The organism is Micromonospora sp. NPDC048930, assembly GCF_043197935.1.
In the GTDB taxonomy this organism is placed as follows: domain Bacteria; phylum Actinomycetota; class Actinomycetes; order Mycobacteriales; family Micromonosporaceae; genus Micromonospora.
On sequence record NZ_JBICUB010000003.1, the window covers coordinates 536,930 to 563,138 of the forward strand.

Genomic DNA, 26,209 nt, shown 5'->3' on the forward strand with positions numbered 1-26,209 from the left:
CGCCAGATCCATCCGTCGGTCGCCAGACCGGCCCGAGTCTAGGGCGTCGACCATGATCGTCGCCTCGGCGGTGCGGGGGAATCCGGTTGCCCGCGCCACCGCGTACGGCTGGGATGTCCGACGTGTCGACCTTCCTCACCACCGACCGGCTGGTGCTGCGCGAGTTCACCGCGCAGGACGCCCCGCACCTGACCGACCTCGACGGCGACCCGGAGGTGATGCGCTATCTCACCGGTGGCCGGCCCACCCCGCCGGCGGAGATCCGGGACCGGGTGCTGCCCCGGATCCTGGCCGCGTACCGGCAGCCGCCCGGGCTGGGCTGGTGGGCGGCGGAACGGCGGGCCGACGGGACCTTCCTGGGCTGGTTCGAGTTCCGGCCGGTGCGCGCCGGCGACGCCCGCGAGGTGGAGCTGGGCTACCGGCTGCGCCGCTCGGCCTGGGGCGCCGGGTACGCCACCGAGGGGTCCCGGGCGCTGGTCCACAAGGGTTTCACCGAACTCGGCGTGGAACGGGTCATGGCCACCACGATGGCGGTCAACGCGGGGTCCCGCCGGGTGATGGAGAAGGCCGGCCTGTCGTACGTGCGGACGTTCCACCAGGACTGGCCGGAGGCGATCGAGGGATCCGAGCACGGGGAGGTGGAGTACGCGCTGACCCGCGCGGAGTGGGCCGCCCGGCGGTCATCGTGACGACCCGGGCTGCGAACGCGCCGCGCCTCCGGGCCGGCACCTGACCGACGAACGGCGTGTCTGAGCGACATGAACACGTCTGTCCGGCATGTCTGTCCTGCGGAACGTCCCGGCCCGCGCCGAACCCGTCGCCGAACGTCGCAGTGCCGGCTGGTGCTCCGCCACGCCGGCACCTCGACCTGAGCGCCACGACTGACCGGCGCGGAAGCGGGTACGCCGACGTCCGGTTGGTCGCCGCTGGAGCGGAGGTGGGCATGACGCGGCAGCAGTTCGGGTTCCTCGCCGGGTTCCTCCTGGTCGCGGTCTGGGCGCTGGGCGGGGCCGGCGCCGCGGCGGCCGCCACGCTGGCCGGCCTGGTCGGCTGGCTGCTCGTCCGGGCCGTCGACGGCGACGCCACCGTGCCCGGCCTGGCGGACCGGGTGGGCGCGGACCGGCGCCGCTGAGCGGGGTGGCCAGGATGACCGGCACCCTGCCCCGGCGCGCCAACGCCCCGCCGGCCGGCGCCCCGCCCCGACACGCCACCGCTCCTCCGGCCGGCAGCCGGCCGCCGCACGCCACCGCACCGCCGCGCGGCACCCGCCCGCCACGGGGCGCCGCTGCGCCACCCGGCACCCGCCCGCCGCGCGGCGCCGCGGTCCCGCGCGCCGTCGCGCCGTGGACCGAGGAGGAGATCGCCCGGCTCGCCGAGGACGCGGCCCGGCGTACCCCGGCCGTCTCCGCGCCGGCGGCGACCGTCCGCATCGACGGGCCCGCCGCCCGCGTCGACCTCGACGTCGTCGTCACGCACGGCGTCCACCTGCCGACGGCCGCCGAGGGGGTACGCCGCCGCGTGACCGCCGGGATCGAGGCGTACACCGGGCGCACCGTCGAGGCCGTCACCGTCACGGTGGTGGGCCTGCGCCTGCCCGGGGAGGCGCCCGCGCCGGGTGGACACCCCGGCGACGACCGGGAGGCGACGTGACCGCCCGTCGGCCGGCCGGGGGCTGAGGTGCGCACGGCCAACCGGGTCGCCACCCTGCTGCTGGCCGTCGCCCTGCTCGCCGGCGGGGTGCTCGTCGCCGTCGCGGGACTGCTCGCCGCGCTCGGCCGGCCCGGACCGCTGCCGGCGGCCTGGTCCGCCACGCTGACCACCGCCCGGTGGCGGGACGCCCCGGTCCGGGCGGTCGCCGCCGGCGTGACCCTGCTCGGCCTGGTCGTGCTCGCCGCCGAGCTGCGCCGCTGGCGCCCGATCCGGCTGCGCTTGGCCGCGGACGACGGCTGGCACCTGCACCGCCGTTCCGTGGAGCGGCGGCTGGCCCGGGCGGCCCGCTCGGTGCCGAGCGTGCGGCGGGCCCGGGTACGGGTCCGTCGACGCGGCGACGCCTGGCGGCCCCGGGTGACCGCCACCGGCGACCCGGCGGCCCGGGCCGACGTCGAGTTCGCGCTGCGCCGGGAACTCGACCGGCTGGCCGCACCCCACCGGGACCGGATCGAGGTCCGGCTCGTACCCGCCCGGCGGGCGACGTGAGCAACGCCGCCCACCGGCTGCTCTGGACGGTGCTCGCGCTGCTGCTGGTGGCCGCGGGCGGGATCGCGCTGGCGGTCGGCGCCGGCCGGCTGCCCGGCGGCGACGCGCCGCTGCTCGGGGCCGCCGCCGTCACCTGGTGGCGGGCCGGTACGCCGTGGAGTCCCCTCGCCGTGGCCGTCGGCGGGGTGCTGCTGGCCCTGCTCGGGCAGCGGCTGCTCGTCGCCGGGCTGCGGGTGCCGGGCCGGCTCTCCGGCACCCTGGCGCAGCCCGGGGACGGCGACGGGCGTACCCGGGTGGCGAGCGCCGTGCTGACCGACGCGCTGGAGCGGGACCTGCTCCGGGCGCCCGGGACCCGCCGGGCCCGGGTGGTGCTCACCGGCCCGGTGGCCCGGCCGGACGTCTGGGTGGCGGTGCGCCTGGCCCCGGACGCCGACGTCGCCTCCGCCCGCGACCAGGTCGACGCCGCGGTGCGGCGGTTCGCGGCGACCGTCGGCTGCCGGCCCGCGCACCTGGACGTCACGGCGCTGCTGGACGAGCCCGGGCGCTGACCGGCAACACCGGTCGAGCAGTCGGGCGGCGGGCCGGCGCACGGTGGCGCCCGCCGCCGGGTGGCCGACCGGGCCGATGCGGGAGCATGGGCGGGTCCGCGAGGAAGGGAGCCGCCGTGCGGGTGGTGTCGCTGGTGCCGTCGTTGACCGAGGCGGTGGCGCTGACCCGGCCCGGGGCGCTGGTCGGCGCCACCGACTGGTGCAGCCACCCGGCCGGGCTGGACGTCGCCCGGGTCGGCGGCAGCAAGTACTCCGACCTGGACCGGGTGCTCGCCCTCCGGCCCGACCTGGTGCTGCTCAACGAGGAGGAGAACCGACGCGCCGACGCGGACGCGCTGCGTGCGGCCGGCGTGCCGGTGCGGGTCACCTTCCCGCGTACCGTCCCGGAGGCGCTGACCCAGCTCGGGGAGCTGGTCGCCGCGCTCGGCGTGCCCGCTGAGCCGGAGTGGCTGCGCGCCGCCCGGCGGGCCTGGGCCGCGCTGCCCGCGCCGGCGGCGCCGCGGGCGGCGGTGGTGCCGGTGTGGCGGCGGCCCTGGGTGGTGCTCGGCCGGGACACCTTCGCCGGTGACGTGCTGCGCCGGCTCGGCGTGGCCAACCAGTGGGCCGACCACGCGGAGCGCTACCCCCGCCCGAGCCTGGCCGAGCTGCGCGGCCGGCGGCCGGAGCTGGTGGTGCTGCCGGACGAGCCGTACCGGTTCACCGCGGCGGACGGACCGGAGGCGTTTCCCGGCGTCCCGGCCGCGCTGGTCTCGGGGCGGCACCTCACCTGGTACGGGCCCTCGCTCGCCGAGGCGCCCGCGCTGCTCGCCGCCCAGCTCGCCACGCCGGTCTGAGCCGCGGACCTCGCCGGGAGGGCGGGGCCCGCGGCCCGGGCGGTCAGGCGATCGGGGTGGCGTGCACCGGGTCCAGCTCCATCAGGCTGGTGTCGTCCACGTCGTACCCGATGGCGTTGTGCACCTGGACGACCCCGGCGACCTGGGTGGCCAGGCGGCCGGCGAGCTCGACGGCGGTCCGCCGGTCCAGCCGCCCGTCCAGGGTGACCTCGCCGTCGCGGACCTGGACGGTGACCAGGCCGTCCCGGACCGCGAGCACCTGGCGCAGCACCTGCTGCACCACGTCCTCCCGGATCTCCGCGTCGCTGCGCAGGTGCACCCGGAGCAGGTCGCTGCGGGTCACGATGCCGACCAGCCGACCCAGGTCGTCCAGCACCGGCAGCCGCTTGACCGCCTCGCGGTCCATCAGCCGGGCCGCCGCCGGCAGCGATGCCCGCGGGCTGGTGGTGACCGCCGGCGCGGTCATCAGATCCCCGGCGACGAGCGCGCCCGCCTTCTCCCGGGCGGTACGCCGGCGCCGCCCCTGGAACACCCGACGCTCGTCGGGGTGGCCGGCCCGCTCCACCTTGTGCAGCAGGTCCGCCTCGGACACCACGCCCAGCACCCGGTCGAAGGAGTCCACCACCGGCACGGCGCTGATGCCCTGCCGGATCAGCACGTCGACGATCTGCCGGTACGGGGTCTCCTCGCGTACCGTCGCGACGTCCCTGGTCATCACGTCGTCCACCTGCCACGCCCGCATCACGACCTCCTCAGCCCGGTCTTCCACTCGCGACGCTAGGCGCGTTGGCACCCGCTGGTCAGAGGCGGTCGGCAGGCCGGCGCGGGCCGTCCGGACCGGGCCGGAAGGGGTCCAAGGTCCCGGTCCGGAGCGGCCCGGTCGGCCCTGCCCGCGACGGCGTCCCGGCGGTGGAATGAAGGTGCCACCGGAAAGCGCGGTGCGAGGCACAGGAAGGGACGTGGAGACCATGACCGCGACGATCGAGCGGATCACCGCCAACACCATCGCACCGGCGGCCGAGACCACCCGGGACGTCGAGACCACCCGTCAGAAGGCCACCCGGTACGTCCTCGCCGGACTCCGGATCGCGCTGGGCTGGACCTTCCTCTGGGCCTTCCTCGACAAGATGTTCGGCCTGGGCCACGAGACCGCCGCGAAGGCCGCCTGGATCAACGGTGGCAGCCCCACCAAGGGCTTCCTCGCCTTCGGCGCGGCCGGCCCGTTCGAGGGCATCTACCACGACATCGCCGGCGCGGCCTGGGCGGACTGGCTGTTCATGCTCGGCCTGCTCGGCATCGGCGCGGCCCTGATGCTCGGCATCGGCACCCGGATCGCCGCGGTCGCCGGCGGGCTCCTGCTGCTGATGATGTGGACGGCCGTGCTGCCCCCCGAGAACAACCCGTTCATGGACGACCACCTCATCTACGCGGGCCTGCTGGCCGTCCTGGCCCTGGTCGGCGCCGGCAACACCCTCGGCCTCGGCAAGGCGTGGGCGAAGCTCCCCATCGTCCAGCGGCTCCCCTGGCTGAAGTGAGGTCAGTGCGGGCAGTACCCACCGGGCGGGCGTCACCGAGAGGCGGCGCCCGCCACTTCGTGCCACCACCGGTCCCCGTCGCCACGCCGCGTCGGGGACCGTCACGTATCGGACGGGCGCGATCCGGCAGGATCGACGGTGACCGCACCGATCAGCACCGAGGAGACCCGTTCATGGAGAAGCCCGAGGTTGGCCCGATCGAGGGCGCGCCGCCCGCCGATCTCGTCATCGAGGACATCACGGTCGGCGAGGGCCCGGAGGCCCGCCCCGGCCAGCTGGCCAGCGTCCACTACGTCGGCGTGGCCCACTCGACCGGCCGCGAGTTCGACGCCTCGTGGAACCGGGGTGAGACGTTCGAGTTCCCGCTCGGCGGCGGCCAGGTCATCGCCGGCTGGGACCAGGGCGTGGTCGGCATGAAGGTCGGCGGCCGGCGCCGGCTGACCATCCCGCCGCACCTGGGCTACGGCGCCCGGGGCGCCGGTGGCGTCATCAAGCCGAACGAGACGCTGGTCTTCGTGGTGGACCTGCTCGGCGTCCGCTGATTCCCTGTCGGGATCGGCTGCCAAGGTACCGGCTGGCCTGACCGTGCAGGTCGGCTGGTTGGAGGATCGCTGGTGGGGAAGGTCGCCTCGTTTGTCGGCGCTTCGCGCGTCTGACCTGACATGTCCCGCGAGGACTCGTTGAGGGGCCTTCCCCACCTTCGCGCTCACAAATCCATGGTCGGCCGATAGGCGCATCACCGATGATTGCGACCATGGCCACGACCCGACGAGCTGACATGTTCACCGCCGGGTTGCTGCTTGCAGCCCTTGGGTTGCCGAAATGGCTCAGCGTCCAGGCTCACCCAATGGCCTCTACGCCGATCGTCACTCAACTGGTCACCCAATCGCCTGGGGTGGCCAACTAAGATCCGGTAACCACACCGGAGGGGTCAGATGGAGACATGGCGTGTCGTGGCGGCCATCGTCACGGGCCCGGCTGTGAGCCTTGCCGGAGTCGCCCTGGCCACCAACTTTCGCGGCGTGACGGAGTGGCACGTGCGGCGGTCGATGTCCACCGGGAGCGTGCTACGGCGAGTTCCGCCATGGCGCTGGCTACCAGACGTCCCGCACGAGGAGCGTCTAGCGCGTTTCGTCCTGCTGGAACGGCTGATTGGCATAGCTTTCGCAGTGGCCGGCGTCATGATCTTGATTACTGTGGGCTACAGCGCCTTCACCGGTCAGCCGATGCAGACGGTGAAGTAGGCAGCTTCATCTCAGCCGCTGGCCAGGTCGATCAACACCCCGGCCCGTCGTTCACCGCCCCCCGGCCAATGGCCACGATTGATCGGAATCCGATGCCGGACACGACACGGCAACTCAGCTCCGCACCGGCAGACCCGCCGCCACCGCTGCCAACACCAGACCGGCCGATGCCGCCTCGCAAGGGTCATCGCCACGGCGACCAGGTACTCCTCGTACGAGACACGCCGCACCGGAACTCCCCTCGGGCATGGGCGACGGCACGGCGGCCGGCCCTTCGCTGGTCATCGGACCGCCGCACCTGCCCACAGGTGTTCGGTCACCCCCGGCAGTGGTGGACGCTCAGGTCGTAGATCGCGGTCGAACCCCGCCCGTCGTCCAGTTCGGAAGGGGCCAGGTCCTCAGGGCGGACCTCGATCTTGTGTCCCGGCCCACTCCCGCTGTCGATCCAGACCCGCACCTGTCCCTCCTTCGGCAGCTCACGAGGGCCAACCACCGGGACTGAGTACGCCTTGGTCACACCGCCGACGCCCCCCGTTCCGACCGAACACGCTGGCCGGACGTTCAGGTCGAGCCGGGCCAGCATGGCAACCCGATCCTGGCAAGACAGGCTGGGACTGTGGGTGGTGGGCGTCCGGCAATACTCCGGTCGGTGGCGTTGAACGCCCTGACGGCGCTCCCGGGCCGCTCGATGATCGGGCTTTCGCGCCGTGGGTAGGGCTTGAACAGGTCGCCGGAGGCGGCCTGCCGGGCAGAATGTTCACGGGCGCGACCTCGATTCGCGTCAAGGCCCTCGGCCAGCGCTACCACGCGAGCCGAGGGCCGCTTTTGCGGCGCGATCCGACTTCAACCTCAACCTGTTCATCCTGTCCATAGAATGAACAGGATAGACAGCCTGGCTCGGCTGGACAGGTGGAAGCCTGAGGGCATGATCGACCCTTGGTCACCGCGTTCATTCGCCGAACAAGTGGCCGACGCACTCCGGGCGAAAATCGACAGCGGGGAGTGGCCACCCGGGCACAAGCTCCCTGGCGAGGTGACGCTGGCGCAGACGTACGACGTAGCGCGCGGCACCGTGCGGGCCGCGCTCGACGCGCTGCGTGAGGAAGGCCGGGTAGTGACCTTCACCGGGCGCGGGACGTTCGTCACGCCCGGGGGTGACCGGAACCGTTGACACTTGACGGTCAGCTCCCCCGGCCGGCCCGACCATCGAACACCTGGAGCTGCGCGAGCCCGCCGCGACCGTGACCTCTCGCCACCCGCGCCCCAGACCGGTCAGGCCGGGACCAGCTCCCGCGCGGGCAGCGGCGCCCTGCCGGCCGGGACCGGGTCGGATCCCGATACGACCCGCACCACGCGGTGCAGGCCGGTGGCGCGCAGCACCCGGGTCACCATCGGGTCGGGATCGACCAGCAGCAGCTCACCACCCCGGGCCCGGACCCGCAGGTGGGCGGCGACGAGGGCACGCACCCCGGCCGCGGAGAGCACCCGCACGCCGGACAGGTCCACCCGCAGCACCGGGCGCGCCGGGGCGGCCCACAGCGCCGCCCGGAACGACCCCACGGTGGCGATGTCGATCTCACCGACCGCCCGGACGTCCACCACGTGGTCGGCCACGTCGATCTCGACGTGGAATCGGTCGCTGCGCTGCCCCATGCCCAGGAACCTATCCCGCGGCACCGACACTTCCGGCCGCCCGCCACCGGGATCCGGGAAGGTACCGGGTGGCCACCCCGACGGCCTCGGGGTGAACCCTCAGGGACTCTCCACGACCCGGTTCTCCCAGGCCCACGCGGCGATCTCCACCCGGTTGCGCGCACCCAGCTTCTGCTGGATGCCGGAGAGGTGGCTCTTCACCGTGCTCAGCGTGATGAACAGCTCCGCCGCGATCTCCTGGTTGGTCCGGCCGCGGGCGACCGCCCGGACCACCTCGGCCTCCCGTTCCGACAGCGCCGGGCGCAACCGCCCGCCGGCCGGAGGCGCGGGCGGGTGCAGGTGCCGCAGCAGCCGCAGGGTCAGCGACGGGGAGACCAGCGCCTCGCCGTTGTCGGCGGCCCGTACCGCCTCCACGAGCAGGGCCGGCCCGGCGTCCTTGAGGACGAACCCGACCGCGCCGCCGCGCAGCGCGCCGTAGACGTACTCGTCGAGGTCGAAGGTGGTCACCACGACGACGCGCAGCGGGTCGACCACGCCCGGCCCGGCCAGGGCCCGGGTGACCTGGAGGCCGTCGAGCCGGGGCATCCGGATGTCGACCAGGCAGACGTCCGGGCGTAGCCGACGGGCCTGCTCCACCGCGTCGACCCCGTCGACCGCCTCGGCCACCACCTCGATGTCGGGCTGGTCCTCCAGGATCATCCGCAGGCCGCCCCGGACCATCGCCTGGTCGTCGGCGAGCAGCACCCGGATGGTCACCGGCGCTCCCCGGTCGCCGCGGGCAGGACGGCCGCGACCGACCAGCCGCCGTCCGGGCGGGGGCCGGCGGTCAGCGTCCCGCCGAGGGCCGCGACGCGCTCCCGCATCCCGACCAGGCCGTACCCGTGCCGGCGCGAGTGCCGGGCGGGGACGGACGGGCCGTCGTCGACGACCTCGACCGACACCCTCCCGGCCTCCTCGGTCACCGCGACCGCCACCGTACGGGCCGCCGGCGCGTGCCGGGCCACATTGGTCAGCGCCTCGCGGACGACGCGGTACACCGTGGCGGTCACCTCGGGCGGCCAGGACCCCGCGTCGTCCGGGACGCGCAGCCGCACGGCCATGCCCTGCCGGGCGAAGCGGGCGGCCAGGTCGGCGAGCTGTTCCGGGCCGGCCGAGGCCGGGGCCCCGTCGGCGGCGTCCCGCAGGATGCCGACGAGGCGCCGCATCGCGGCGAGCGCGTCGGAGCCGGCCGACTCGATGCCGGCCAGGGCCTGCCGCGCCCGCTCCGGCTGGCGGGCACCGACCAGTTGCGCGGCCTGGGCCTGGACGACGATGCCGGTGATGTGGTGGGCGACCACGTCGTGCAGTTCCCGGGCCAGTTCCAGGCGCTCGTCCCGGCGTACCCGCTCGGCGGTGGCCCGGCGGCGGGCGTCCAGCACCCGCACCGCGGTGCCGGCCGCGACGGCGGCCAGCCAGGCCAGGGCGTTCCACCAGGTCAGTGCCGCCGCACCGGTCCGGGGCCAGGAACCCGCGCCGCTGATCGCGGAGATCGCCACGGCCACCACCACGGCCATTCCACCGGCGGCGATCGCGACGGCCGCTCGGACCGGCAGCGTGCCGACCGCCGAGGCGATCAGCACGGCCAGGGGCAGGGCGGTGGCCGGGCCCGGTTCGTGCGGCAACCCGGCCAGGCCGGCGACGAGGACGGCGACCGCGGCGACCACCAGGCCCGCGACCGCCGTCCATCCCCGATGCCGCCGACGGGCCAGGGCGAGCAGGGTGACCACCATGCCGACGGCGCAGCCGAACACCCAGTACCCGCCGCCCCAGCTGCCCGCCACGGCGGCCGACTGGACGACGAGCGCGGCGGCGCAGCCCAACCCCAGCCCGACGTCGGCCGTCACGCTCCACCGGTCCTGATCTCCCATGCCGCCCAGGCTAGGGAATCGCGGCGCGGGTCGAACCGGTCAAAAGTACGGTCGCGGCGGCCCGGAACCGTGCCGTGGACCGATGGCGGGAGCCCCGCCGTCGCGAAGGCTCGGGGCATGACCGACGAGAACTCCCCACCGGTGCTGCACGCCGAGGGCCTGACCAAGCGGTACGGCAGGCGGGTGGCCCTGTCCCACTGCGACCTGCGGATCCCGCCGGGCCGGGTGATCGGCCTGGTCGGGCCGAACGGCGCCGGCAAGTCCACCCTGCTCCAGCTCGCCTGCGGGCTGATCGCCCCGACCGAGGGCAGCCTGCGGGTGCTCGGCGCCCGTCCCGCCGCCGACGCGGCCCACCTGGCCCGGGTCGGCTACGTCGCCCAGGACACCCCGGTGTACGCGTCCCTGACCGTCGCCGACCACCTGCGGATGGGCGCCTGGCTCAACCCGCGCTGGGACCGGGCCCTGGCCGAGCGGCGGATCGCCCAGGTCGGGCTGAACCGGTCGCAGCGGGCGGGCCGGCTCTCCGGCGGGCAACGCGCGCAGCTCGCCCTCACCGTAGCCGCCGCGAAGCGTCCCGAGCTGCTGATCCTCGACGAGCCGGCCGCCGCGCTGGACCCGCTCGCGCGGGACGGGTTCCTGCACCACCTGATGGAGTTCGTCGCGGAGCTGGGCGCCAGCGCGCTGCTCTCCTCGCACCTGCTCGGGGACGTGGCCCGGGTCTGCGACCACCTGGTGGTGCTCGCCGGGGGGCGGGTCCAGCTCGCCGGTGACGTCACCCGCCTGCTGGCCGACCACCGGCGGCTGACCGCCCCGCGCGGCGAGCTGGACCGGCTCCCGGCCGGCGTGGAGCCGGTGCGGCGGGCGACGGCCGGCGGGTACGACCGGGTCGTGGTCCGCACCCCGGCCGGGGTGCCGCTGCCCGGGACGGTGGAGCCGGTCGGGTTGGAGGAGCTGGCGCTGGCGTACCTGAGCCGGGCGGCCGGCGAGTCGACCGGCTCGGCGCCGGTTCCGGCGGTGCGGCGATGATCCGGCTGACCTGGCGGCAGTTCCGCGCCCCGGCCCTCGCCGGCCTGGGCGGGCTGGCCCTGCTCGCCGCCTACCTGGTGCACCTGGGCCTGGCCGTCCGGCACGACCACGACGCCTACCTGTCCCGCTGCCGGGCCGGCGGGGACTGCGCCGGCGCCCTCGCCCAGTTCCTCGGCGACCACCAGAACACCCTGCTGTACCTGGCCGCGCTGCTCGCCCTCGTCCCCGCCCTGCTCGGCATGTTCTGGGGTGCGCCGCTGGTCGCCCGCGAGCTGGAGGCGGGCACGCACCGGCTGGTCTGGAACCAGAGCGTCACCCGGACCCGCTGGTTCGCCGTCAAGCTGCTGGTCGTCGGGGCGGCCGCGATGGTCTTCGCCGGCCTGGCCAGCCTGCTGCTCACCTGGGCGGCGAGCCCGGTCGACGGGCTCGCCGGGGACCGGTTCAGCACCATCGTGTTCGGTGCCCGGAACATCGCGCCGATCGGGTACGCGGCCTTCGCGTTCACCCTCGGCACGGTCGTCGGGCTGCTGCTCCGCCGGACGCTGCCGGCGATGGCGCTGACCGCCCTCGTGTTCACCGTGGTGCAGTTCGTCGTGCCCAACCTGGTCCGGCCGCACCTGATGCCACCGGTCACGGTCTCCCGGCCGATGACCGCCGAGGCGATCAACGAGGCCCGGGCGCTGGGCAGCATCACCGGCGCCCCGGTGGTCAAGGGGCTGTCCGTGCCCGACGCCTGGGTCAGCGACGTCAGCGAGCTGCGCACCGCCGACGGCCGGCCGCTCGCGGCGGACCGCTTCGACCGCTGCCTCCTCGACCCGCCCCGCACCGGGGCCGGCGGCACGTTCGGCGACACGGCGGTCTGCCTGGGCCGGCTCGACCTGCACGTACGGCTGTCGTACCAGCCCGACGAGCGCTACTGGACGTTCCAGTGGCTCGAGACCGGGATCTATCTGGCGCTCAGCGGGCTGCTGGCCGGGTTCGGCCGGTGGCGGATCCGCCGTCGGGTCACCTGACGGGCGACGGGCGGCCCTCGGCGACACGCCGTCGAGGGCTGCCCGGGCGGGGCATCGGCGGGGAAGAATGGCCGGATGGTCGTTCCCCGCCCGCGCCCGCCCCTGCTGATCCGGCCGGTCCGCGAGCCGGCCACCGTGCCGCCGCCGCTGGACGGGCCGTGGGCCCCGGCCGACGTCCGGCTCGACCGCGCCGACCTGCTGCCGCTGCCCGACGGCGGGCACGGGCCGGAGGACGTGGTGGTCGACCCGGACGGCCGGGCGATCAGCGGTGATGAGGACGGCCGGCTCTGGTGGTGGCCGGCGGACGCCCCGGCCGGCACCCGCCCGACGCTGCTCGCCGAGACCGGTGGCCGGCCGCTCGGGGTCGAGCTGGATCCGGTCGACGGCGGGTTGATCGTCTGCGACGCGTACCGGGGGCTGCTGCGGGTCACCCCGGACGGGGCGGTGCGGGAGCTGACCGGGACGGCGCCGCCGGTGCACCTCGCCGACAACGCCACGGTGGCCCGGGACGGGACCATCTACTTCACCGACTCGTCGGACCGGTTCCCGCTGTCGCACTGGAAGCGGGACCTGCTGGAGCACCGCCCCAACGGCCGGGTGCTGGCGTACGACCGGCGCACCGGGCGGACCGAGGTGGTGGCGGACGGGCTCTACTTCCCCAACGGCGTGGCGCTGACCCCGGACGAGTCGGCGCTGATGCTGGTGGAGACGGCCACCCACCGGCTGTTGCGGGTGGACCTGCCGGACGGCCGGGTCACCGTGCTGACCGACCTGCCGGCGTACCCGGACAACGTCTCGGCGGTGGGCGACGGGACGTACTGGATCGCGCTGCCCAGCCCCCGGCTGCCGATCATGGAGAAGCTGCTGCCGCACCCCCGGGTCCGGCAGTTCGTCGCCCTGCTGCCGGGCGCCGTGCAGCCGCAGCCCCGCCGGTACGGCCTGGTCGCGCTGGTCGACGGCACCGGGCGGGTGCTGCGCACCCTGCACGGGCCGAGCGGCGCGTACCCGATGATCACCGGCGTGCGGCAGCACGCTGGGCACCTCTGGCTGGGCAGCCTGACCGCGACGGGCGTGGCCCGGGTCGACCTGACCTGACGCCGGCCGGGCCGGCCCGGCGTGGTTCCCGCAGGGACGCCCGCCGGGCCGGCCGTAACGGGGGCCGGCCCGCCGTGTTCCCGGAGGGACGCCCGCCGGGCCGGCCGAAAAGGGGCCGGCCCGCCGTCACGGCGGGCCGGCCCGTGGCCGTTCCTCCCCGGTGGTCAGCCGCCGGTGACGCTCTTCGACGGGGCGGGAGCGGGCGCCGAGCCGCCGGCCACCGCGCCCGGGTGCGGCGTGGCGACGGGCGCGGGCTTCAGCCCGGCCGGTACGGGCAGCGCGCTGCCCTTGGCGAACTCGTCCCAGCTGACGTTCCAGGCCGTGAAGCCGTTGCCCTGGTCCAGCTTCACCTCGGTGCCCTTGACCGTCACCAGGTCACCGACCTGCGTGACCCCCATCAGCCAGTCCGCGGCGGCGGCGGAGACGTTGGCGCACCCGTGCGAGACGTTGGTGGAGCCCTGGTCCCCCTCCGACCACGGCGCGCTGTGGATGAACTCGCCGCCCCAGGTGAGCCGCTGGGCGTCGTCCACGTCGACCACGTAGCCGCCGTTCGGGTCACCCCGGGTGTCGAAGGTGGTCCGGTCGAACTTCTCCATGATCACCATGGTGCCGCTGGAACTCGGCGTGCTCGGTTTGCCGAGGCTCACCGGGATCTTGCGGAGCAGCTTGCCGTCCTGGTAGACGGTCATCTGCTTGGTGGCGTTGTCGATGTCGAGGCTGACCTGCCGGCCGATCTTCGAGGTCGCGGTGTGGTCGGCGTCGCCGATGGCGTCCTTGCCGATCGGCAGCCCCTGGAGCGCGCTCCGGACACTGATCTTCGTGCCGGACTTCCAGTGGTCGGGCGCCCGGTATTCGACCTGCTTGCCGTCCGATTCCCACGACCAGGTGCCCGGCTGCGGCGGGTCGGTCTTCACGAACAACCGGCGCTGCACGTCCGCTCTGGCCTCTTTCGGAATGGGCGGGTCGAATGCGACGACCACCGGCATCGCCGTCCCGTACGTCTGATTACTGGTGAAATACAGTTCGCTGGTGATGGCCTGCTTGGTGGATTTCGCCATCGTGGTGAAGGTCGTCTTCTGCGTGGCCGTCCGCCCGCGGTCACCGGTCGCGGTCACCTCCGCCGTGTACGTGCGCGAATTCTGCAACGGACGCGTCGGCACCCAACTCGACCCGTCCTCCCGCGGCTCCGCCGGCACCGTTTGACCCTTGTCGTCGGTGAGCTTCACCGCGGTGATCTTCCCGCCGCTGACCTTGGTGCCCACCTCGGCGCTGACCGGCACGTCCTTCGTCCGGTCGCCCGGGGTCACGGTGAGCGACGGCGCGGACGCCGCCTTGCCGTGGCCGGGCTTCACGGCCTCCCGCTGGCCGGCGGTGCAGGCGCCGACCACCAACGGTGTGGCCGCGATGGTCACCGCGAACAGCGTCAATCGCCGCCTCACATCCATATTCCGCACCCCATTTCCACTCCCCTTGGCTCACATTCTCTAGGGCCTGCGGGAGGCCGTGGCATATTCGGCGGAATTGCTCGCCCGAGCCGACTTCGATTTCGACTCGGGCGTACGGAAATGGGAATTGGTGGCGCGGAAAGGGCCGTGCGTCACGCCCTGCGGCCGGCTGGGGCCGAACGGGGCGCGACGACCGGTTCAAGCCCAGTCGTCGTCGCCGTGGTTGCGGTCCCAGCGACCGCCGATCGGCGGGGTGTCGAGCCGGCTGGGCGCCTCCGCGTTCCCGGCCAGGTCGTTGTCCTCCACCCGGCAGTCCACGCAGCTGCCCTGCCCGGTGACCCAGAGCCCGTGGGTCTGCGCCTGGGTCTGCCGGCCGTCCCAGATCCGGTTGCCCCGGATGCTGGCCGAGTCCAGAGCGGCGTTCACCGTGATGCCGGCCCGGGTCGTCGGCGCCGCGGGCAGCTCGTACGGGGTGCCGGGCGGCGGGGTGTCCGCGCTCCAGGCGCTGTCGGCGTCCGGTCGGATCGGCGCCAGGGTCAGCGTCGCCGCGTCGTTCGCCGCCACCACGGCGATCCGCTCGCCGACCCGGACCACCTTGCCCCGGTGCTCGTCGTGCTGCCACTCCGCGCGCCGGTCGACCACCTGCCGCTCGCTGTACCGCACCGAGTCGCCACCACCGTGGTCGGCCGGGCCGCACTGCCGGCCGTTGCCCCGGATCCGGTTGTTCACGATGATCGCGTCGACGAGCGGCCGGTCGATCCGGATCGCGTCGAGGCTGTTGCCGTAGAAGTCGTTGCTCTCCAGGACGATCTCCCGCCCGTGCTCCTGCTCCACGCCACCGAGAGAGCGCTGGTGGTAGCCGTAGCGGCCGTTGCCGCTGATCCGGTTGCCCCGGATCGTGTACGGCCCGGGGGTGTTGCCGATGCTGATCCCGTCGCGCAGGTTGCCGTCGATCACGCAGTCGCTCACGATGCCGCCGCGACCGCCCGAGTGGGTGGTGCCCTTGGCGGAGACGTGGAAGCCCGCCTCCAGGTTGCCGGTCATCGTGCAGGCCGAGACGATCAGCCCGTTCGCGCCCCAGTCGGAGATGCCGAACCGGTTGCCCTGGGCGTGGCAGCCGATGATCCGGATGCCGCGCGGGCGCAGCTCGCCGACCTCCTGCAGCTCCAGGAAGATCCCGTTGGTGGCGTTGCCGACCGCCGAGCAGTTGACGATGTTGAGCCGCTCGACGCTGCCCCACCCGCCCACGCCGATCCCGATGCCGGCCCCGCCCATCTCGGTGCCGTTGTCCAGCCGGCCGCAGCCAGCGACCTGCACCCCGTCGATCACGGTGTCCTGGAGGAAGTCGCAGCCCAGGCCGGTCGCCGCGGTGTGGTGGATGTAGAGGTTGCGGAACACGCCCCGCACCACGTACTGGAGCCCGAGACCCTTGGCGAGCGGGTTGTACTCGGCCGAGGCCACTCCGGAACCGTCGATCTCGAAGTCGGCGAACATGCAGTCGGCCAGGTGGCGCTGCTGGTCCGCGCCGTGCTGGACGGCGGTGTGGAAGGCCAGCGGGGTCGGATCGGCCCGGTTGCCGGAGTTGCTCAGCACGAAACGGGTCGCGCCGGGTCCCGCCCCGACCAAGGAGACCCCCGAGCGCCACACCGTGCCGGCGTCCCGGATCGAGTAGACGCCGGGCGGGCAGTAGATCACCCGGGCCCGCCCGTCCGCGGCGTACGCGTCGCCCAGCCGGTCCACCAGCGCGGCGAGCGCCGGCTGGTCATTGGTCGTCCCGTCCCCGGACAGGCCCTGCTCGCGGGCGTTGCAGAGCAGCGGCGCGCCGGCTACCGGGTACGGGCGTACCCCGGCGGCGAAGGGCATGTGCGCGTACGCCATCGGTCTCCTCCCTCGAGGACCCGAGGCGGATTCCCCCCGTCGATACGGGGAAACGCCGACGCCCGCCTCAACCCGCCGCGCCGGAACGCCGGCGGTGCCCGGCGGCCAGGCCGTCGGCCCGGCGCCGGGCCGCGGCCGGCACCGGCTCGGCGAGGAACTCGCGCAGCGTGGCCCGCATCCCGTCGAGCACCACCTCCCCCTCCGCGGTGAGCCGGCCGGTCCGGGCGAGAGCGTCGGTGGCCTCCCAGGCCGCCACCCGCCAGCGGGCGAACGCGACATGCGCGGCGAACGCCGACTCGGCGTGCTCCTCGACGCGGCGCTGCCGCTGCCAGAACGCGGCCACCCCGAGGTGCGCGTAGGTGCCGTGCAGCAACGCGCCCAGCGGCCGGGGATCCTCCCGCCAGGGGGCGTAGAACCGCTCGTCCGGCCCCGGCTCGACCAGCTGGAAGGCGCTCATCAGGCCGACCATCTTGGCGTGCTGCACCTCGTGGGCGAGGGTCACCGCCAGCGCGGTGGCGTCCGGCGGCAGCGACATCGCCACCGCCCCGAACGCGTCCCGGAACGTGCCGCTGACCAGCCCGTCCGGGGCGCGGCGCAGCGGGGCGAGCACGCGGACCGCCGCGGCCACCTCACCCGCTACGGCCTGGTGGTGTCGGCTGAGCAGGCTCCACCCGGCCTCCGTCCGCCGCCGCCACCGGCGGTGCTCGGCCGGCCCGACGGTGGCCAGCAGCCGGGGATCGGGGCCGTCACCGGGCGCCAACCGCCAACCCGGCCCGTCGAGCGTGACGGCGAGTCGCAGCGGCCCGGCGCCGGTGACGATCCGGTGCAGCGGAGTCCAGCCCGCCGACGTCGCCCCGACGGCACCGGACGCGTCGACGGCTCCGGCCGGTCCGGCGGCGAGGCCGGTCCGGGCCGGCCGCTCCGCGCGGTCCGGCCCGTCCGATCGGTCGCCGGACCGGGTCAGCACCACGCGGTGGCTGCCCCGGCACAGGACCGGGCCGTCGGGCTCCGCCCGCACCTCGAACGCGTCCTCGTCCCCGGGCAACCAGGCCTGGCCGAGGGAGGGCAGCACGACGAGCGGACCGGCGGCGGGCACCCGCGTCGTCACCCCGGCCCGGACGGCGGCGGCCGCCGTGACCTGACCGAGCGCCGACGGCGCGACCGGCCCCGCGGTCGGCCGTAGCAGCGCCCGCACCGTGCCGGCCAGCCAGGCCCCCACCGTCGGGTACGACAGCACCCGCCGAACCGCCTCCGGTACGACGTGCTCGATCTCGGCGAGCACCCGGTACGCCTGGCTGGCCGCCGCGGCCTGCGGGTGCCCGGACCGGTGCGCGAGCTCCACCAGGGCGGTGGTGAGCAGGCGGTCCCGGCTGTGCCGGATCGCGGCCAGCGCGCGGACCGCCTCAGGGCCGCCACCCCCGCTCGCCAACGCCCGCAGCATCCCCTCGGAGAGCCGGTGGGCCCGGGCGGGGCCGGCCGCCGTCATGCCGCCGACCCGGCCAGCCTGCGGACGTCCCCGATGAGCCGGCGGTGCACGTGATCGATGAGGTGGCGCAGGTCCGGGCAGTACACCGAGGGGTTGCGGAAGCCGTCCCCCGCACGGTAGCGGTGCGAGAAGAGGCCGCCGCCGCAGATCTCCAGCACCGGACAGGCCCGGCAGGTCGGGGACAGGCCGTCGAGGCCGCCGCGCCGAGCCCGGGCCAGCGGCAGCCGCAGTGCCGCGTCGAAACCGTCGGTCGCGACGGCGAGCCCGCTGGCCCCGTGCCCGGAGACCGCGACGAGGTGGTCGGACTCCACGATGCTGCCGTCCGTCTCCACCACGATCGAGGCCGCCGGGCCCAACCCGATTCCCTCCAACCGGGAGGTACGGCCGAACAGCAGTCGAATGACCTCCTCGAACAGCCGGATGCCGGTCTCCCGGACCGGGGCGTCGTACCACCGGTCGAAGACCTCGACCAGCCACCGGCCGTACGGCGCGTCGGCGGAGTGGGGATCGCGGCCTGGCGGCGGGTCGGACCAGCTGCCGTGCGGCAGCAGCAGGTCGATAGCCGGCGGCCGGAACGCGAGCAGGTCCTCGTAGACCCGCACCGGGTCGTTGTCGAGGTCGACGGTGCACAGCAGGCCCAGGTACTGACGTCGGTACCGCGGCTCGGCCAGCAGGGCCAACGCCCGGCTCACCGCCCGGTGGGAGCCCCGCCCCCGGTGGTCCCGGCGGTGCCGGTCGTGGACCTCGCGTCCACCGTCGACGCTGACCCCCACCCCGACATCCAGCTCCCGGAAGAGGTCGAGGAAGCGGTGGTCCAGGCGTACCCCGTTGGTCTGCGTCGCCACCCGCACCGTCACCCCGGGGCCGACCGCGGCGCGCACCCGCCGTACGGAGTAGGCGAGGCGTTCGGCGCCGGCGAGCAGCGGTTCACCGCCGTGCAGCACCAGCTCCACTGCGGACAGTTGGTGCCGAGCGACGTGTTCGGCGATGCGGTCCGCGGTCCGGTCCACGGTGTGCCGGGACATCACCGGTGGGCGGTCCCGCCAGCGCTGGTCGCCCAACCGGTAGAGGTAGCAGTAGTCGCAGGCCAGGTCGCAGCGGCCGTGCACCTTGAGGATGAACTGCCGCAGTGGGGCGGACCCGGACGACGCCCGGTCGGCCGGGGACGGGTCGGTCAGGGACGGCCGGAGCTGATCGGTCAAGGAGACTCCCTTGGCTGCTCTGGCGTGACTGTCGGGAGTTGGCAATCGGCGCACCTGTCATCGAGCGTAGTCCCATCGTCGATCCGGCGGGGTCCACCAATGGCATGACCGTCGGCGCCATCCCGCGCCGACGACAAGTCGCGAATCCGACTGAAATCCGGAAGAGGTCGCGCTACAGCGGGCGGGGCGTGGATTTGCCGACCCGCATCCCGCGTTCGGCAAACCGCGCCCTGACCGGCGGATCCGACGCCGGCCCGACAATCGTCGGCAGGCCGGAGGGCCGGATCGGCAGTGGTTTTCCCACTCTCGACACTGCTGGGAAGACGGTGAGGTGGATGGACGTTTCCCGCCAGGGTGGCCTTGAATGGAATCCAACCCCGACGGGCGCCTTTCGGCGTCGACCGACCGGTCGTGGTCGGGGTAGCCACTGGCGGACGTGGAAACGGATGGTGCACAGGCGAATGAGCCAGGACCAGACCGACCGGGAGACGATGGTCATCGACCTGACCGGGATCGATCTGCGCGCGATCCCTGAACTGCCGGCGACCGTGTTCGAGATGGCGCTGCGCCGCCTGCGCGACGAACTCGCCGACCAACCCGATTCGTATCTGGGATTCATGAGCGCCCTCAGTCCCGACAACTGATTCCCGTCCGGCACCCCGGCCGGCGGATTTCGCCATCGGCCGGATGACGGCCCGTCCCCTCCCCGATCGACAGACATGGAGCGGCGATGACCGCAGCGACGCGGGTGGAAACCGCATCCCCGCACCCCGACATCGTCGGGTTCAGCTCACCCGGCGGTCGGTCCGGACAGACCAGCACCGTGGCGAACGCCGCGTGGGCGCTGGCCGCCGCGGGTCGCCGGGTTCTCGTCCTGGACTGGGCGACGAACCGGCCCTCGGTCCCGGCGCACTTCCCGCCGCGGGTCGCCCGGTTGGAGCCCGACGTCGCGCTGCGGGCGGCCATCGACCTGGTGCACCGGCCCGGCAGCCCGCCCGAGGTGGACCGGTACGTCACCCCCCGGCAGGCGGGCGGCGGACACGTGGACGTGGTCACCGCCGGGCCGGATGACCAGTGGATGTTCTCCGAGCTGGTCAGGAATCCGGTGACCGGCGCCGAACTGCGGAGCCGGCTCGAGGCGACCGCGTACGACCACGTGCTGCTGGACTGCCCGGCCCAGGCCCCGGCGCTGACCCGGGCCGGCCTCGCCCACCTCTGCGACGTGGTGGTGGTCTGCTTCCGGCCAGCACCCCAGTCGGTCCGGGAGGCGACCCAGATGGTCGGACGGCTGGCCACCGAGGGGCCGGAGGAGCTCCGGCTGGTGGCGGTGGCCACCCAGATCGCACACGACCAGCCGGAGGCGACCCGGCACGTGGCGGCGATCCATGACGCCTTCGCCCGCCTCGACCATCCCGGCGCGGCCGGCCGTGCGGCCCCCGCCGTGGTGGAGATCCCGCAGCACGCGTACCACGAGCACCTGGCGATCCTGCTGGACGAGGGTGCGGTGCGGGACGGGCTGCTGCGGGTGGTCGAGTTGATCGGCGGGGAGCCGCCTGTCGTCCTGCCGGTCGTGGACCCCGGTGTGCTGCACTGGTACCGCACCGACTTCGCGGACGTGTCCGGCGAGGACAGCATCGGCACCGTCCACCTCGCCTACGATGCGGCCGACCGCCGCTGGGCGGACTGGGTGCGCGACGCGCTGGGCCGCGCCGGCGCCCGCACCCGAGACCTGTCGGCCGCAGGCGATGCGGCCATCCTCACCGACGCCGACCAGGTCGTCGTCGTTGGCCACCGTCCGCTCCGCGACGCGCGGGTCGAGGCGCTGCTGTGCCCGCTGCCCGACGGCGGCGGGACCGACCCCTGGCCGGCCGGGGCGGCGGAACGCCCACCGGTCTCCGTCGCGGACGACGACGCCGGGCCAGGGCCGGCCGGATCCGGGCTGGCGGCCGGGACCGACACGTCGGACCCACCGTGCCGGCCCAGCGTCCTGCAGCTCCAGGTCGACGACGGTGACTACGGGGTCCGGGCCGGGAACCTGTACCTGGTCGACCTTACCGACGCCGACGAGGCGGGCGCGCGGGGCCGGCTCCTCACCCACCTCGGCATGCGCCTCCGGTCCGACGGATCCACCGGCCGCTTCCGCCCCCGGTTCCCCGGCACCGGCGCCGGAGTGCCGGCGGGCCCGCGGGTGCTGGACCTGCCGGCGAGGGTCACCGGGTTCGGCGGCCGCGAGGCCACGCTGGAGCGCCTGCGCGACGTGCTCCTCGCCGACGCCGAGGTCCCGGCGGCCCTGACCGGCCCGATCAGCATCGGAAAGGCCGCGCTGGCCCGCGAGTTCGCCGTCCGCTTCGGTGGCGACTACGACGTGGTCTGGTGGATCCCGGCCGAGAGCCGGGAGTCGGCCGGCCAGGCCCTGCGCCGCCTCGGTGAGGCGTTACGCAAGGAAGGGCTCGCCAACGGCCGGGCACCGGCCCGCCGCGGGACGGCGGCCGAGGAGGACCAGCGCCTCGGCGCCCGCGAGGTGGTGGAGCTGCTCCGCAAGCCCGCGTTCGGTCATCCGTACCTGCTCGTCTACGACGACGTCCGCGATCTCGACCTGCTCGACGATCTGGTGCCGGCCGGGCCGTGCGGACACGTGGTGCTCGTCGCCCGACCCGGCGTGCTGAGGCCGACCGACAGCGAGGTCGTCGTCGGCCGGCTCAGCCCGGAGGAGGCCGTCTCCCTGCTCCACGAGTTCGTGCCGGACCTGACGGTCACCCACGCCCGCGCCATCGCCGATGCCGTCGATCACCTCCCGCTCCCGCTCCGGCTGGCCGGCGCCTGGCTGCGGGAACAGGTCGACCTGGTACGCCGCCAGGCTCCCGCCGATGCCGCGGTCACCGTCGCCGCCATGGCGGACCTGCTGCGGGAGCGGATCGCCAGGCCCGCCGGCGAGGTGGCGGACCGGGGCGGGTTGTGGCGGCTGTGGGAGGTGGTCGCCACCACGCTCGACCACATCCCGATCGGTGGCCTGACCGCCCGGCTGGCCGAACTCTGCGTCCACCTGTCCGGCGACCGGATCAGCCTCAAGCTGTTGCGCAGCAGTCCGATGGTGGCGGCGCTGGTCGAGGCCGCCGGCCCGGACGCCGCCCCGCTGCTGGCCGACCCGATCGAGTTCGACCGGGTGCTCTGGACCGGGGTCCGGTTCGGCATCTTCGACCTCACCTGGGGCCCCCACGGCCTGCTGCGCCTCAGCCCCCCGCTGCAGCAGGTGATCGGGGAGAGCATGCCCGACGCCGAACGCGAGACCCGCCAGCGGCAGGTGCAGCTCGCCCTGGCCCGGTTCGCACCGGGCATCCTTGAGGACGAGGACCAGGAGCACCGGGTACGCCTGGAGGAGCTCCAGCACCACCTCGGGCCGAGCGGCGCCGTGGCCGCCACCGCCGTCGAGGTGCGCCGGTGGGTGGCCCGGCAGGTGCGGTTCATGCAGCTGCAACAGGTGGCGAGCGTCGCTCGCGCGGCGCTGCGGATCGCCGACGAGGCGCTGGCCCGGTGGCGACCGACCGTACCGCCCGACGACCCGACGCTGCTCTGGCTGGAGGTGGAGCGGGCCAACATCCTGCGGGCCCAGGGTGACTACGCGAGAGCCCGCACCGTTGACGAGACTGTGCGGCTCCAGCAGTCCGACAGCCAGGGCGTGGACCACCTGCGGACCCTCGTCACCACCCGGGGGCTCGCCGGTGACCTGCGCGCGCTCGGCTGCTACGACGAGGCCGAGCAGTACGACAGCATCGCGTACCACGGGTTTGACCGGACGCTCGGCGGCGACCACGCGCACACGCTGATGGCGGCGCATAACCTGGCGCTCTCGTCCTACCTGGACGGCGACGCGCACACCGCGATGCTCATCCAGTCCGACCTCCTGGCCCGGCGCCTGCGGCTGCTCGGCGACGCCAACCCGAGGACCTGGTGGACCGCCGAGAGTCTGGGCACCTACCAGCGGGAGTTCGGCGACGTGGACGCGGCGCTGGAGACCCTGCGGCAGGCGGACGGGTGGGTCAACCGGACCCTCGACGGGCGGCGGCGGGAACACCGGGTGGCGCTGCGGGTGGCGCGCAGCCTCGCGGTGACCCAACGCGCCGCCGGCAGCCCGCGGGAGGCCATGGCCAGCAACACCGACCTGGTCCGGGCCTTCGACCGGCTGCTGGGCCAGGAGCACCCGGACACCTGGGGCTGCCGGATGGCCCTGGCCGCCGACCACCACGTCACCGGCACCCCGCACGAGGCCGTCCGCATCGCCCGGGACGTCCTCGACCGCTACCGCAAGTCGGCCGCCTTCGGCCCCGACCACCCGTTCACCGGGCTGTGCCAGATGAACCTGGCGCTGTTCCTGCGCGGCAACCGCCAACTCGAGGAGGCCCGGGACCAGGGCGAACGGGCGTGGCACGGGCTGCGGGCCACGCTGTCCGGACCGACCCACCCGTGGGTGCTGGCCGCGATGGTCAACCAGGCCGCCCACCTGGCGTCCGTCGGCGACACCCGGCGGGCGCGCGATCTCGGCGGGGAGGCCGCCCAGTGGTGTGCGGAGGACCTGCCCGCGGAGCACCCGTACACCCTGGCCGCCCAGCGCAACCTCCGGCTCCTCGACACGTCCCCGGCCGACCCGTCGCGGTTCGACGGCATCGCCGTCGACGCGCCCCAGATGTGACCCGTCGTCCCGCTCGATCCCACCGAAGGAGGCCGCACCGGTGAACGCCGACGAATACCGTCCGCCCCCGCCGGACGAGCCCGTCCCGGGCCCCGCCGTGACCACCGTCCCGGCCGATGGTCAGGCGGACACCGGCACCGACCGGCGGCAGCGGGTCGGGGACCTGCTGGACGCCAGCCCCGACCTGCACTACATCTCCTGGTGCACGGACGGCCGGTGCGACCACCACGATGACCGGTTCGCCGACGAGGGCGCCGAGGACACCCGGGAGGCGTGCCACAAGCTGGCCCGCAAGGCCAGTTTCCAGATGGACCACCCGCTGCACGACTGGCTCATCGACCTGGGCACCGGCTCACTGATCCGACTCGTCCTGCAGACGGACGGGGGCGTCGCCTACTGCGACCAGATCATCCCTGGCAGCTACCTCTTCGGCGCGGTTCTCCGTCTGCCGGACGACCCGGCGGAACGCACCGACCTGGTCAACCGGGTGGACGCGACGGTTTCCGGGGCGGTGGAGCGCTACCGGGACGAGATCCATGCCCGGGAGTACGACCTCGGCGGCTGGCGGACCGAAGGCCTCTCCGACACCCTCCGCGCGGCACAGCCGCACCGGCCACCGGCCACCGGAATCCCGGAGCAGCGCACCGCGGCGACCTCCCTCACCGTCACCGGGCGGGCGGACCACCCCGCCGTCGCGGTGTGCCGGGCGGCGGTGCGACCGTACGACCTGCACCTGGTCGCCCTGATCGAGAACGGACGTCGGGTGTTCTGTGTCGACGTGCTGCGGGACGGGCAGTTCGACGCGGACGGCTGGGCCAGCGCCGGCGACCGCCGGGCCCGCTACGCACAGGTGGCCGTCGAGCTGCCGGACTACGTGCGGGAGCTGGGCCGAACCGCCCGGGCCTCGATCGGCGGTCCGCTCCGCCGCGTCGTGCTGGACGTCGAGAGCGGCGCGATCTACTACCGCAGGATCGACGAGTCGCGATACATTGTCGGCCTGACGCTGTACCAGCCCCGGGTCGGCTCGGCCGAACGCCAGCTCGACGCCGTCCTGGCGGCCTGGCCGTGACGACGCGAGCGGGGTCACCGGCCCGGACGGCGTCCCGCCGGCATCACGGTAATGCCGGCGGGACGGGGCGGACATCGAGGGCGGGACGTTGATCACGATCAGTCGGTTCGCCCGTCGGGCCCGCCCGGCACCCGTGCCCGCCCAGCCCTGGCACGACTGGGGCCTGGGCCGGCTCGTGCTGATCAGTGGCACGGCGGGCCTGGGCTGGCTGCTGGCGGTCGCGGCCGGGGTGCAGGTACGGGAGAACTCGGTTGGATACCTCGCCATCGCCGGCGCGTTGCTGGTCGTCGGCCTCTACAGCAGCACGCACGGCATCTCCCGCGACGAGCTGCGGGTCGGTGCCGGCACGGTGACACTCGCCGTGACCGTCGGCGTGCTGACCAAGGCTGCCTTGATCGCCGGCGCCATGTACCTGGTCTTCCGGGAGCCGCGCTACGCCGTGCTGGGGCTCGCCGTGGCCCAGATCGACCCGCTGGCGGTCGCGGCCATGAGTGCCGGCTCCCGGATGTCGGCGCGCGCCAAGGCGCTGCTGGCCGCATGGGCGTCGTTCGACGACCCGATCACCGTGGTGCTGACCGTCTACGGCGCCGCCTGGCTGCTCCGGTGGGGCTCCGCCAGCACGGGTCAGTTGACGACCATCGGTCCCGCCGCCGGTTCGATCGGCGTCAGCATCGCCCAGAACCTCGCGCTGGCCGCGCTCGGGCTGCTGCTGTGGTGGATACTCCAACGGTTCGCTACCGCCCGGGTGCCGGACCAGGAGCCGGGTGACCGGGTCTGGCCGGCTGTCATCGAGACAGCGGTTCTGGTGGCGCTGCTGGCCCTCGCCGTCGTCTACTCGCTCGCCCTCGGCGTCGCCCTGCTCGGGCTGTTCTTCCGGCCGCCGCTGGGACGGCTGCTCGGCGGGGTGACGCAGGGGGCCTTTCTGGCCGCCTGTTTCCTCCTGGGGCTGGCCCTGGCCGAGGGGGTCGACCTGTGGGCCGGTCTCGTGCTCGGGGTGGCTGCCTTCGGCGCCCAGGTCGTGGTCGGCCTGGTCATCCCGGCGCGGATCACCCGACGGGACCGCGCGTACCTGGCGGTGGGGCAGCAGAACGGGATTACCGCGATCATCCTCGCTCTCCTGCTGGAGGCGAGCGTGCCCGGCACGGTGGGGGTGGTGGCTCCGGCCATCCTGGTGGTCGCGGTGCTGCACGCCGTCAGCAACGGCGTGCTGGACACCGGAGGATCCCTGGCCCGGTGGGGGCGGCGTACCGGCGCCCCGGCACCGGACGGCCGGGAGCAGACCGGAGTCGGTCCACACGAGCGCTCGGGCATCCTCCCGGCACAGGCGGGAGGAGATGCCGCCGCCGGCACGGTGTCGAAGGTCGAGCGCGAACGCGGCTGATCCGCGGATCA

General features: G+C 74.5%; 26 protein-coding genes. 17 read left to right on the forward strand and 9 right to left on the reverse strand.

The genetic code is table 11. From position 1 onward, the window contains the following. The first annotated feature begins 113 nt into the window (after positions 1–113). The 6 genes from ACGFI9_RS11305 to ACGFI9_RS11330 all read left to right on the forward strand — a co-directional run bounded on the left by ACGFI9_RS11305 (position 114) and on the right by ACGFI9_RS11330 (position 3,577). Positions 114–689, forward strand: coding sequence for a GNAT family N-acetyltransferase (locus ACGFI9_RS11305; protein ID WP_393177564.1), 576 nt, complete (start codon positions 114–116; stop codon positions 687–689). A gap of 254 nt (positions 690–943) precedes the next feature. Beyond that, positions 944–1,132 (forward strand): hypothetical protein, encoded by a 189-nt coding sequence (locus tag ACGFI9_RS11310; RefSeq protein ID WP_393177566.1) that lies wholly within the window; start codon positions 944–946, stop codon positions 1,130–1,132. A 14-nt stretch (positions 1,133–1,146) separates the two neighbouring features. Next, positions 1,147–1,650 carry an Asp23/Gls24 family envelope stress response protein gene (locus tag ACGFI9_RS11315; protein ID WP_393177568.1) on the forward strand — a complete coding sequence of 168 codons (504 nt, stop codon included), beginning with the start codon at positions 1,147–1,149 and terminating at the stop codon, positions 1,648–1,650. 27 nt (positions 1,651–1,677) lie between these two features. Then, the gene (locus tag ACGFI9_RS11320) at positions 1,678–2,196 is read left to right on the forward strand and encodes a hypothetical protein (RefSeq protein ID WP_393177570.1); all 519 of its coding nucleotides are present in this window, start codon (positions 1,678–1,680) and stop codon (positions 2,194–2,196) included. Beyond that, positions 2,193–2,744, forward strand: coding sequence for a hypothetical protein (locus ACGFI9_RS11325; protein ID WP_393177572.1), 552 nt, complete (start codon positions 2,193–2,195; stop codon positions 2,742–2,744). Before ACGFI9_RS11320 ends, ACGFI9_RS11325 begins: the two co-directional genes overlap by 4 nt. A 116-nt stretch (positions 2,745–2,860) precedes the next feature. Beyond that, positions 2,861–3,577: a helical backbone metal receptor gene (locus ACGFI9_RS11330; protein WP_393177574.1), complete on the forward strand. Its 717-nt coding sequence runs from the start codon at positions 2,861–2,863 to the stop codon at positions 3,575–3,577. Positions 3,578–3,620: 43 nt separating this feature from the next. Here the strand turns inward: ACGFI9_RS11330 and ACGFI9_RS11335 are convergent, their stop codons facing one another. Further along, positions 3,621–4,319, reverse strand: a complete 699-nt coding sequence (locus ACGFI9_RS11335) for a CBS domain-containing protein (protein ID WP_393177576.1) — start codon at positions 4,317–4,319, stop codon at positions 3,621–3,623. Positions 4,320–4,545: 226 nt separating this feature from the next. Here ACGFI9_RS11335 and ACGFI9_RS11340 point away from each other — a divergent pair, with 226 nt between their 5' ends. The 3 genes from ACGFI9_RS11340 (at position 4,546) to ACGFI9_RS11350 (ending at position 6,356) form a co-directional block, all read left to right on the forward strand. Beyond that, positions 4,546–5,112 (forward strand): DoxX family protein, encoded by a 567-nt coding sequence (locus ACGFI9_RS11340; protein WP_393177875.1) that lies wholly within the window; start codon positions 4,546–4,548, stop codon positions 5,110–5,112. Between the two features lie 173 nt (positions 5,113–5,285). After that, a complete protein-coding gene (locus ACGFI9_RS11345) occupies positions 5,286–5,654 on the forward strand; it encodes an FKBP-type peptidyl-prolyl cis-trans isomerase (protein ID WP_393177578.1) in 369 nt (122 codons plus the stop codon). Positions 5,655–6,065: 411 nt separating this feature from the next. After that, positions 6,066–6,356, forward strand: a complete 291-nt coding sequence (locus ACGFI9_RS11350; protein ID WP_393177580.1) for a hypothetical protein — start codon at positions 6,066–6,068, stop codon at positions 6,354–6,356. Positions 6,357–6,672: 316 nt separating this feature from the next. Here ACGFI9_RS11350 and ACGFI9_RS11355 read toward each other — a convergent pair whose 3' ends face one another. After that, complete coding sequence (locus ACGFI9_RS11355; RefSeq protein WP_393177582.1) at positions 6,673–6,813, reverse strand: hypothetical protein; 141 nt, start codon at positions 6,811–6,813, stop codon at positions 6,673–6,675. Between the two features lie 468 nt (positions 6,814–7,281). On the opposite strand from ACGFI9_RS11355, the gene ACGFI9_RS11360 reads away from it, so the two are divergent. Next, on the forward strand, positions 7,282–7,527 hold the full coding sequence (locus tag ACGFI9_RS11360) for a GntR family transcriptional regulator (RefSeq protein ID WP_393177584.1): 246 nt from the start codon (positions 7,282–7,284) through the stop codon (positions 7,525–7,527). Positions 7,528–7,628: 101 nt separating this feature from the next. Here ACGFI9_RS11360 and ACGFI9_RS11365 read toward each other — a convergent pair whose 3' ends face one another. The 3 genes from ACGFI9_RS11365 to ACGFI9_RS11375 form a co-directional block, all read right to left on the reverse strand. Continuing rightward, the gene (locus ACGFI9_RS11365; protein ID WP_393177586.1) at positions 7,629–8,009 is read right to left on the reverse strand and encodes an STAS domain-containing protein; all 381 of its coding nucleotides are present in this window, start codon (positions 8,007–8,009) and stop codon (positions 7,629–7,631) included. Between the two features lie 99 nt (positions 8,010–8,108). Next, complete coding sequence (locus ACGFI9_RS11370) at positions 8,109–8,765, reverse strand: response regulator (protein WP_393177588.1); 657 nt, start codon at positions 8,763–8,765, stop codon at positions 8,109–8,111. After that, positions 8,762–9,916 (reverse strand): sensor histidine kinase, encoded by a 1,155-nt coding sequence (locus ACGFI9_RS11375; protein WP_393177590.1) that lies wholly within the window; start codon positions 9,914–9,916, stop codon positions 8,762–8,764. Before ACGFI9_RS11375 ends, ACGFI9_RS11370 begins: the two co-directional genes overlap by 4 nt. Positions 9,917–10,033: 117 nt before the next feature. Here ACGFI9_RS11375 and ACGFI9_RS11380 point away from each other — a divergent pair, with 117 nt between their 5' ends. From ACGFI9_RS11380 to ACGFI9_RS11390, 3 genes are all read left to right on the forward strand, one after another. Beyond that, complete coding sequence (locus ACGFI9_RS11380; RefSeq protein ID WP_393177592.1) at positions 10,034–10,942, forward strand: ABC transporter ATP-binding protein; 909 nt, start codon at positions 10,034–10,036, stop codon at positions 10,940–10,942. Beyond that, positions 10,939–11,955 carry an ABC transporter permease subunit gene (locus tag ACGFI9_RS11385; protein ID WP_393177594.1) on the forward strand — a complete coding sequence of 339 codons (1,017 nt, stop codon included), beginning with the start codon at positions 10,939–10,941 and terminating at the stop codon, positions 11,953–11,955. The genes ACGFI9_RS11380 and ACGFI9_RS11385 overlap by 4 nt, the downstream gene beginning before the upstream one ends. A gap of 75 nt (positions 11,956–12,030) precedes the next feature. Then, complete coding sequence (locus ACGFI9_RS11390; RefSeq protein WP_393177596.1) at positions 12,031–13,050, forward strand: SMP-30/gluconolactonase/LRE family protein; 1,020 nt, start codon at positions 12,031–12,033, stop codon at positions 13,048–13,050. Between the two features lie 164 nt (positions 13,051–13,214). Here the strand turns inward: ACGFI9_RS11390 and ACGFI9_RS11395 are convergent, their stop codons facing one another. From ACGFI9_RS11395 to ACGFI9_RS11410, 4 genes are all read right to left on the reverse strand, one after another. Continuing rightward, positions 13,215–14,495 carry an Ig-like domain-containing protein gene (locus ACGFI9_RS11395; protein ID WP_393177598.1) on the reverse strand — a complete coding sequence of 427 codons (1,281 nt, stop codon included), beginning with the start codon at positions 14,493–14,495 and terminating at the stop codon, positions 13,215–13,217. Between the two features lie 198 nt (positions 14,496–14,693). Next, complete coding sequence (locus tag ACGFI9_RS11400) at positions 14,694–16,373, reverse strand: right-handed parallel beta-helix repeat-containing protein (protein WP_393177600.1); 1,680 nt, start codon at positions 16,371–16,373, stop codon at positions 14,694–14,696. 67 nt (positions 16,374–16,440) lie between these two features. Then, positions 16,441–17,859 carry an HEXXH motif domain-containing protein gene (locus ACGFI9_RS11405; protein WP_393177602.1) on the reverse strand — a complete coding sequence of 473 codons (1,419 nt, stop codon included), beginning with the start codon at positions 17,857–17,859 and terminating at the stop codon, positions 16,441–16,443. After that, complete coding sequence (locus ACGFI9_RS11410) at positions 17,856–19,061, reverse strand: FxsB family cyclophane-forming radical SAM/SPASM peptide maturase (RefSeq protein WP_393177604.1); 1,206 nt, start codon at positions 19,059–19,061, stop codon at positions 17,856–17,858. Before ACGFI9_RS11410 ends, ACGFI9_RS11405 begins: the two co-directional genes overlap by 4 nt. Positions 19,062–19,522: 461 nt before the next feature. On the opposite strand from ACGFI9_RS11410, the gene fxsA reads away from it, so the two are divergent. The 4 genes from fxsA (at position 19,523) to ACGFI9_RS11430 (ending at position 26,198) form a co-directional block, all read left to right on the forward strand. Further along, on the forward strand, positions 19,523–19,705 hold the full coding sequence (gene fxsA, locus ACGFI9_RS11415; RefSeq protein WP_393177606.1) for an FxSxx-COOH cyclophane-containing RiPP peptide: 183 nt from the start codon (positions 19,523–19,525) through the stop codon (positions 19,703–19,705). 86 nt (positions 19,706–19,791) lie between these two features. Beyond that, the gene (gene fxsT, locus ACGFI9_RS11420; RefSeq protein WP_393177608.1) at positions 19,792–23,748 is read left to right on the forward strand and encodes an FxSxx-COOH system tetratricopeptide repeat protein; all 3,957 of its coding nucleotides are present in this window, start codon (positions 19,792–19,794) and stop codon (positions 23,746–23,748) included. A 40-nt stretch (positions 23,749–23,788) separates the two neighbouring features. Then, positions 23,789–24,817, forward strand: a complete 1,029-nt coding sequence (locus ACGFI9_RS11425; RefSeq protein WP_393177610.1) for a hypothetical protein — start codon at positions 23,789–23,791, stop codon at positions 24,815–24,817. 88 nt (positions 24,818–24,905) lie between these two features. Then, on the forward strand, positions 24,906–26,198 hold the full coding sequence (locus tag ACGFI9_RS11430) for a hypothetical protein (protein WP_393177612.1): 1,293 nt from the start codon (positions 24,906–24,908) through the stop codon (positions 26,196–26,198). Positions 26,199–26,209 lie beyond the last annotated feature (11 nt).

Bases quoted from the DNA above. Each gene is read 5' to 3' on its own strand.
- fxsT (WP_393177608.1), top strand. From the start codon at position 19,792: ATGACCGCAGCGACGCGGGTGGAAACCGCATCCCCGCACCCCGACATC.
- ACGFI9_RS11390 (WP_393177596.1), top strand. From the start codon at position 12,031: ATGGTCGTTCCCCGCCCGCGCCCGCCCCTGCTGATCCGGCCGGTCCGC.
- ACGFI9_RS11375 (WP_393177590.1), bottom strand. From the start codon at position 9,916: ATGGGAGATCAGGACCGGTGGAGCGTGACGGCCGACGTCGGGCTGGGG.
- ACGFI9_RS11340 (WP_393177875.1), top strand. From the start codon at position 4,546: ATGACCGCGACGATCGAGCGGATCACCGCCAACACCATCGCACCGGCG.
- fxsA (WP_393177606.1), top strand. From the start codon at position 19,523: ATGAGCCAGGACCAGACCGACCGGGAGACGATGGTCATCGACCTGACC.
- ACGFI9_RS11315 (WP_393177568.1), top strand. From the start codon at position 1,147: ATGACCGGCACCCTGCCCCGGCGCGCCAACGCCCCGCCGGCCGGCGCC.
- ACGFI9_RS11345 (WP_393177578.1), top strand. From the start codon at position 5,286: ATGGAGAAGCCCGAGGTTGGCCCGATCGAGGGCGCGCCGCCCGCCGAT.
- ACGFI9_RS11360 (WP_393177584.1), top strand. From the start codon at position 7,282: ATGATCGACCCTTGGTCACCGCGTTCATTCGCCGAACAAGTGGCCGAC.
- ACGFI9_RS11365 (WP_393177586.1), bottom strand. From the start codon at position 8,009: ATGGGGCAGCGCAGCGACCGATTCCACGTCGAGATCGACGTGGCCGAC.
- ACGFI9_RS11305 (WP_393177564.1), top strand. From the start codon at position 114: ATGTCCGACGTGTCGACCTTCCTCACCACCGACCGGCTGGTGCTGCGC.
- ACGFI9_RS11400 (WP_393177600.1), bottom strand. From the start codon at position 16,373: ATGGCGTACGCGCACATGCCCTTCGCCGCCGGGGTACGCCCGTACCCG.
- ACGFI9_RS11310 (WP_393177566.1), top strand. From the start codon at position 944: ATGACGCGGCAGCAGTTCGGGTTCCTCGCCGGGTTCCTCCTGGTCGCG.
- ACGFI9_RS11335 (WP_393177576.1), bottom strand. From the start codon at position 4,319: ATGCGGGCGTGGCAGGTGGACGACGTGATGACCAGGGACGTCGCGACG.
- ACGFI9_RS11405 (WP_393177602.1), bottom strand. From the start codon at position 17,859: ATGACGGCGGCCGGCCCCGCCCGGGCCCACCGGCTCTCCGAGGGGATG.
- ACGFI9_RS11385 (WP_393177594.1), top strand. From the start codon at position 10,939: ATGATCCGGCTGACCTGGCGGCAGTTCCGCGCCCCGGCCCTCGCCGGC.
- ACGFI9_RS11380 (WP_393177592.1), top strand. From the start codon at position 10,034: ATGACCGACGAGAACTCCCCACCGGTGCTGCACGCCGAGGGCCTGACC.
- ACGFI9_RS11395 (WP_393177598.1), bottom strand. From the start codon at position 14,495: ATGGATGTGAGGCGGCGATTGACGCTGTTCGCGGTGACCATCGCGGCC.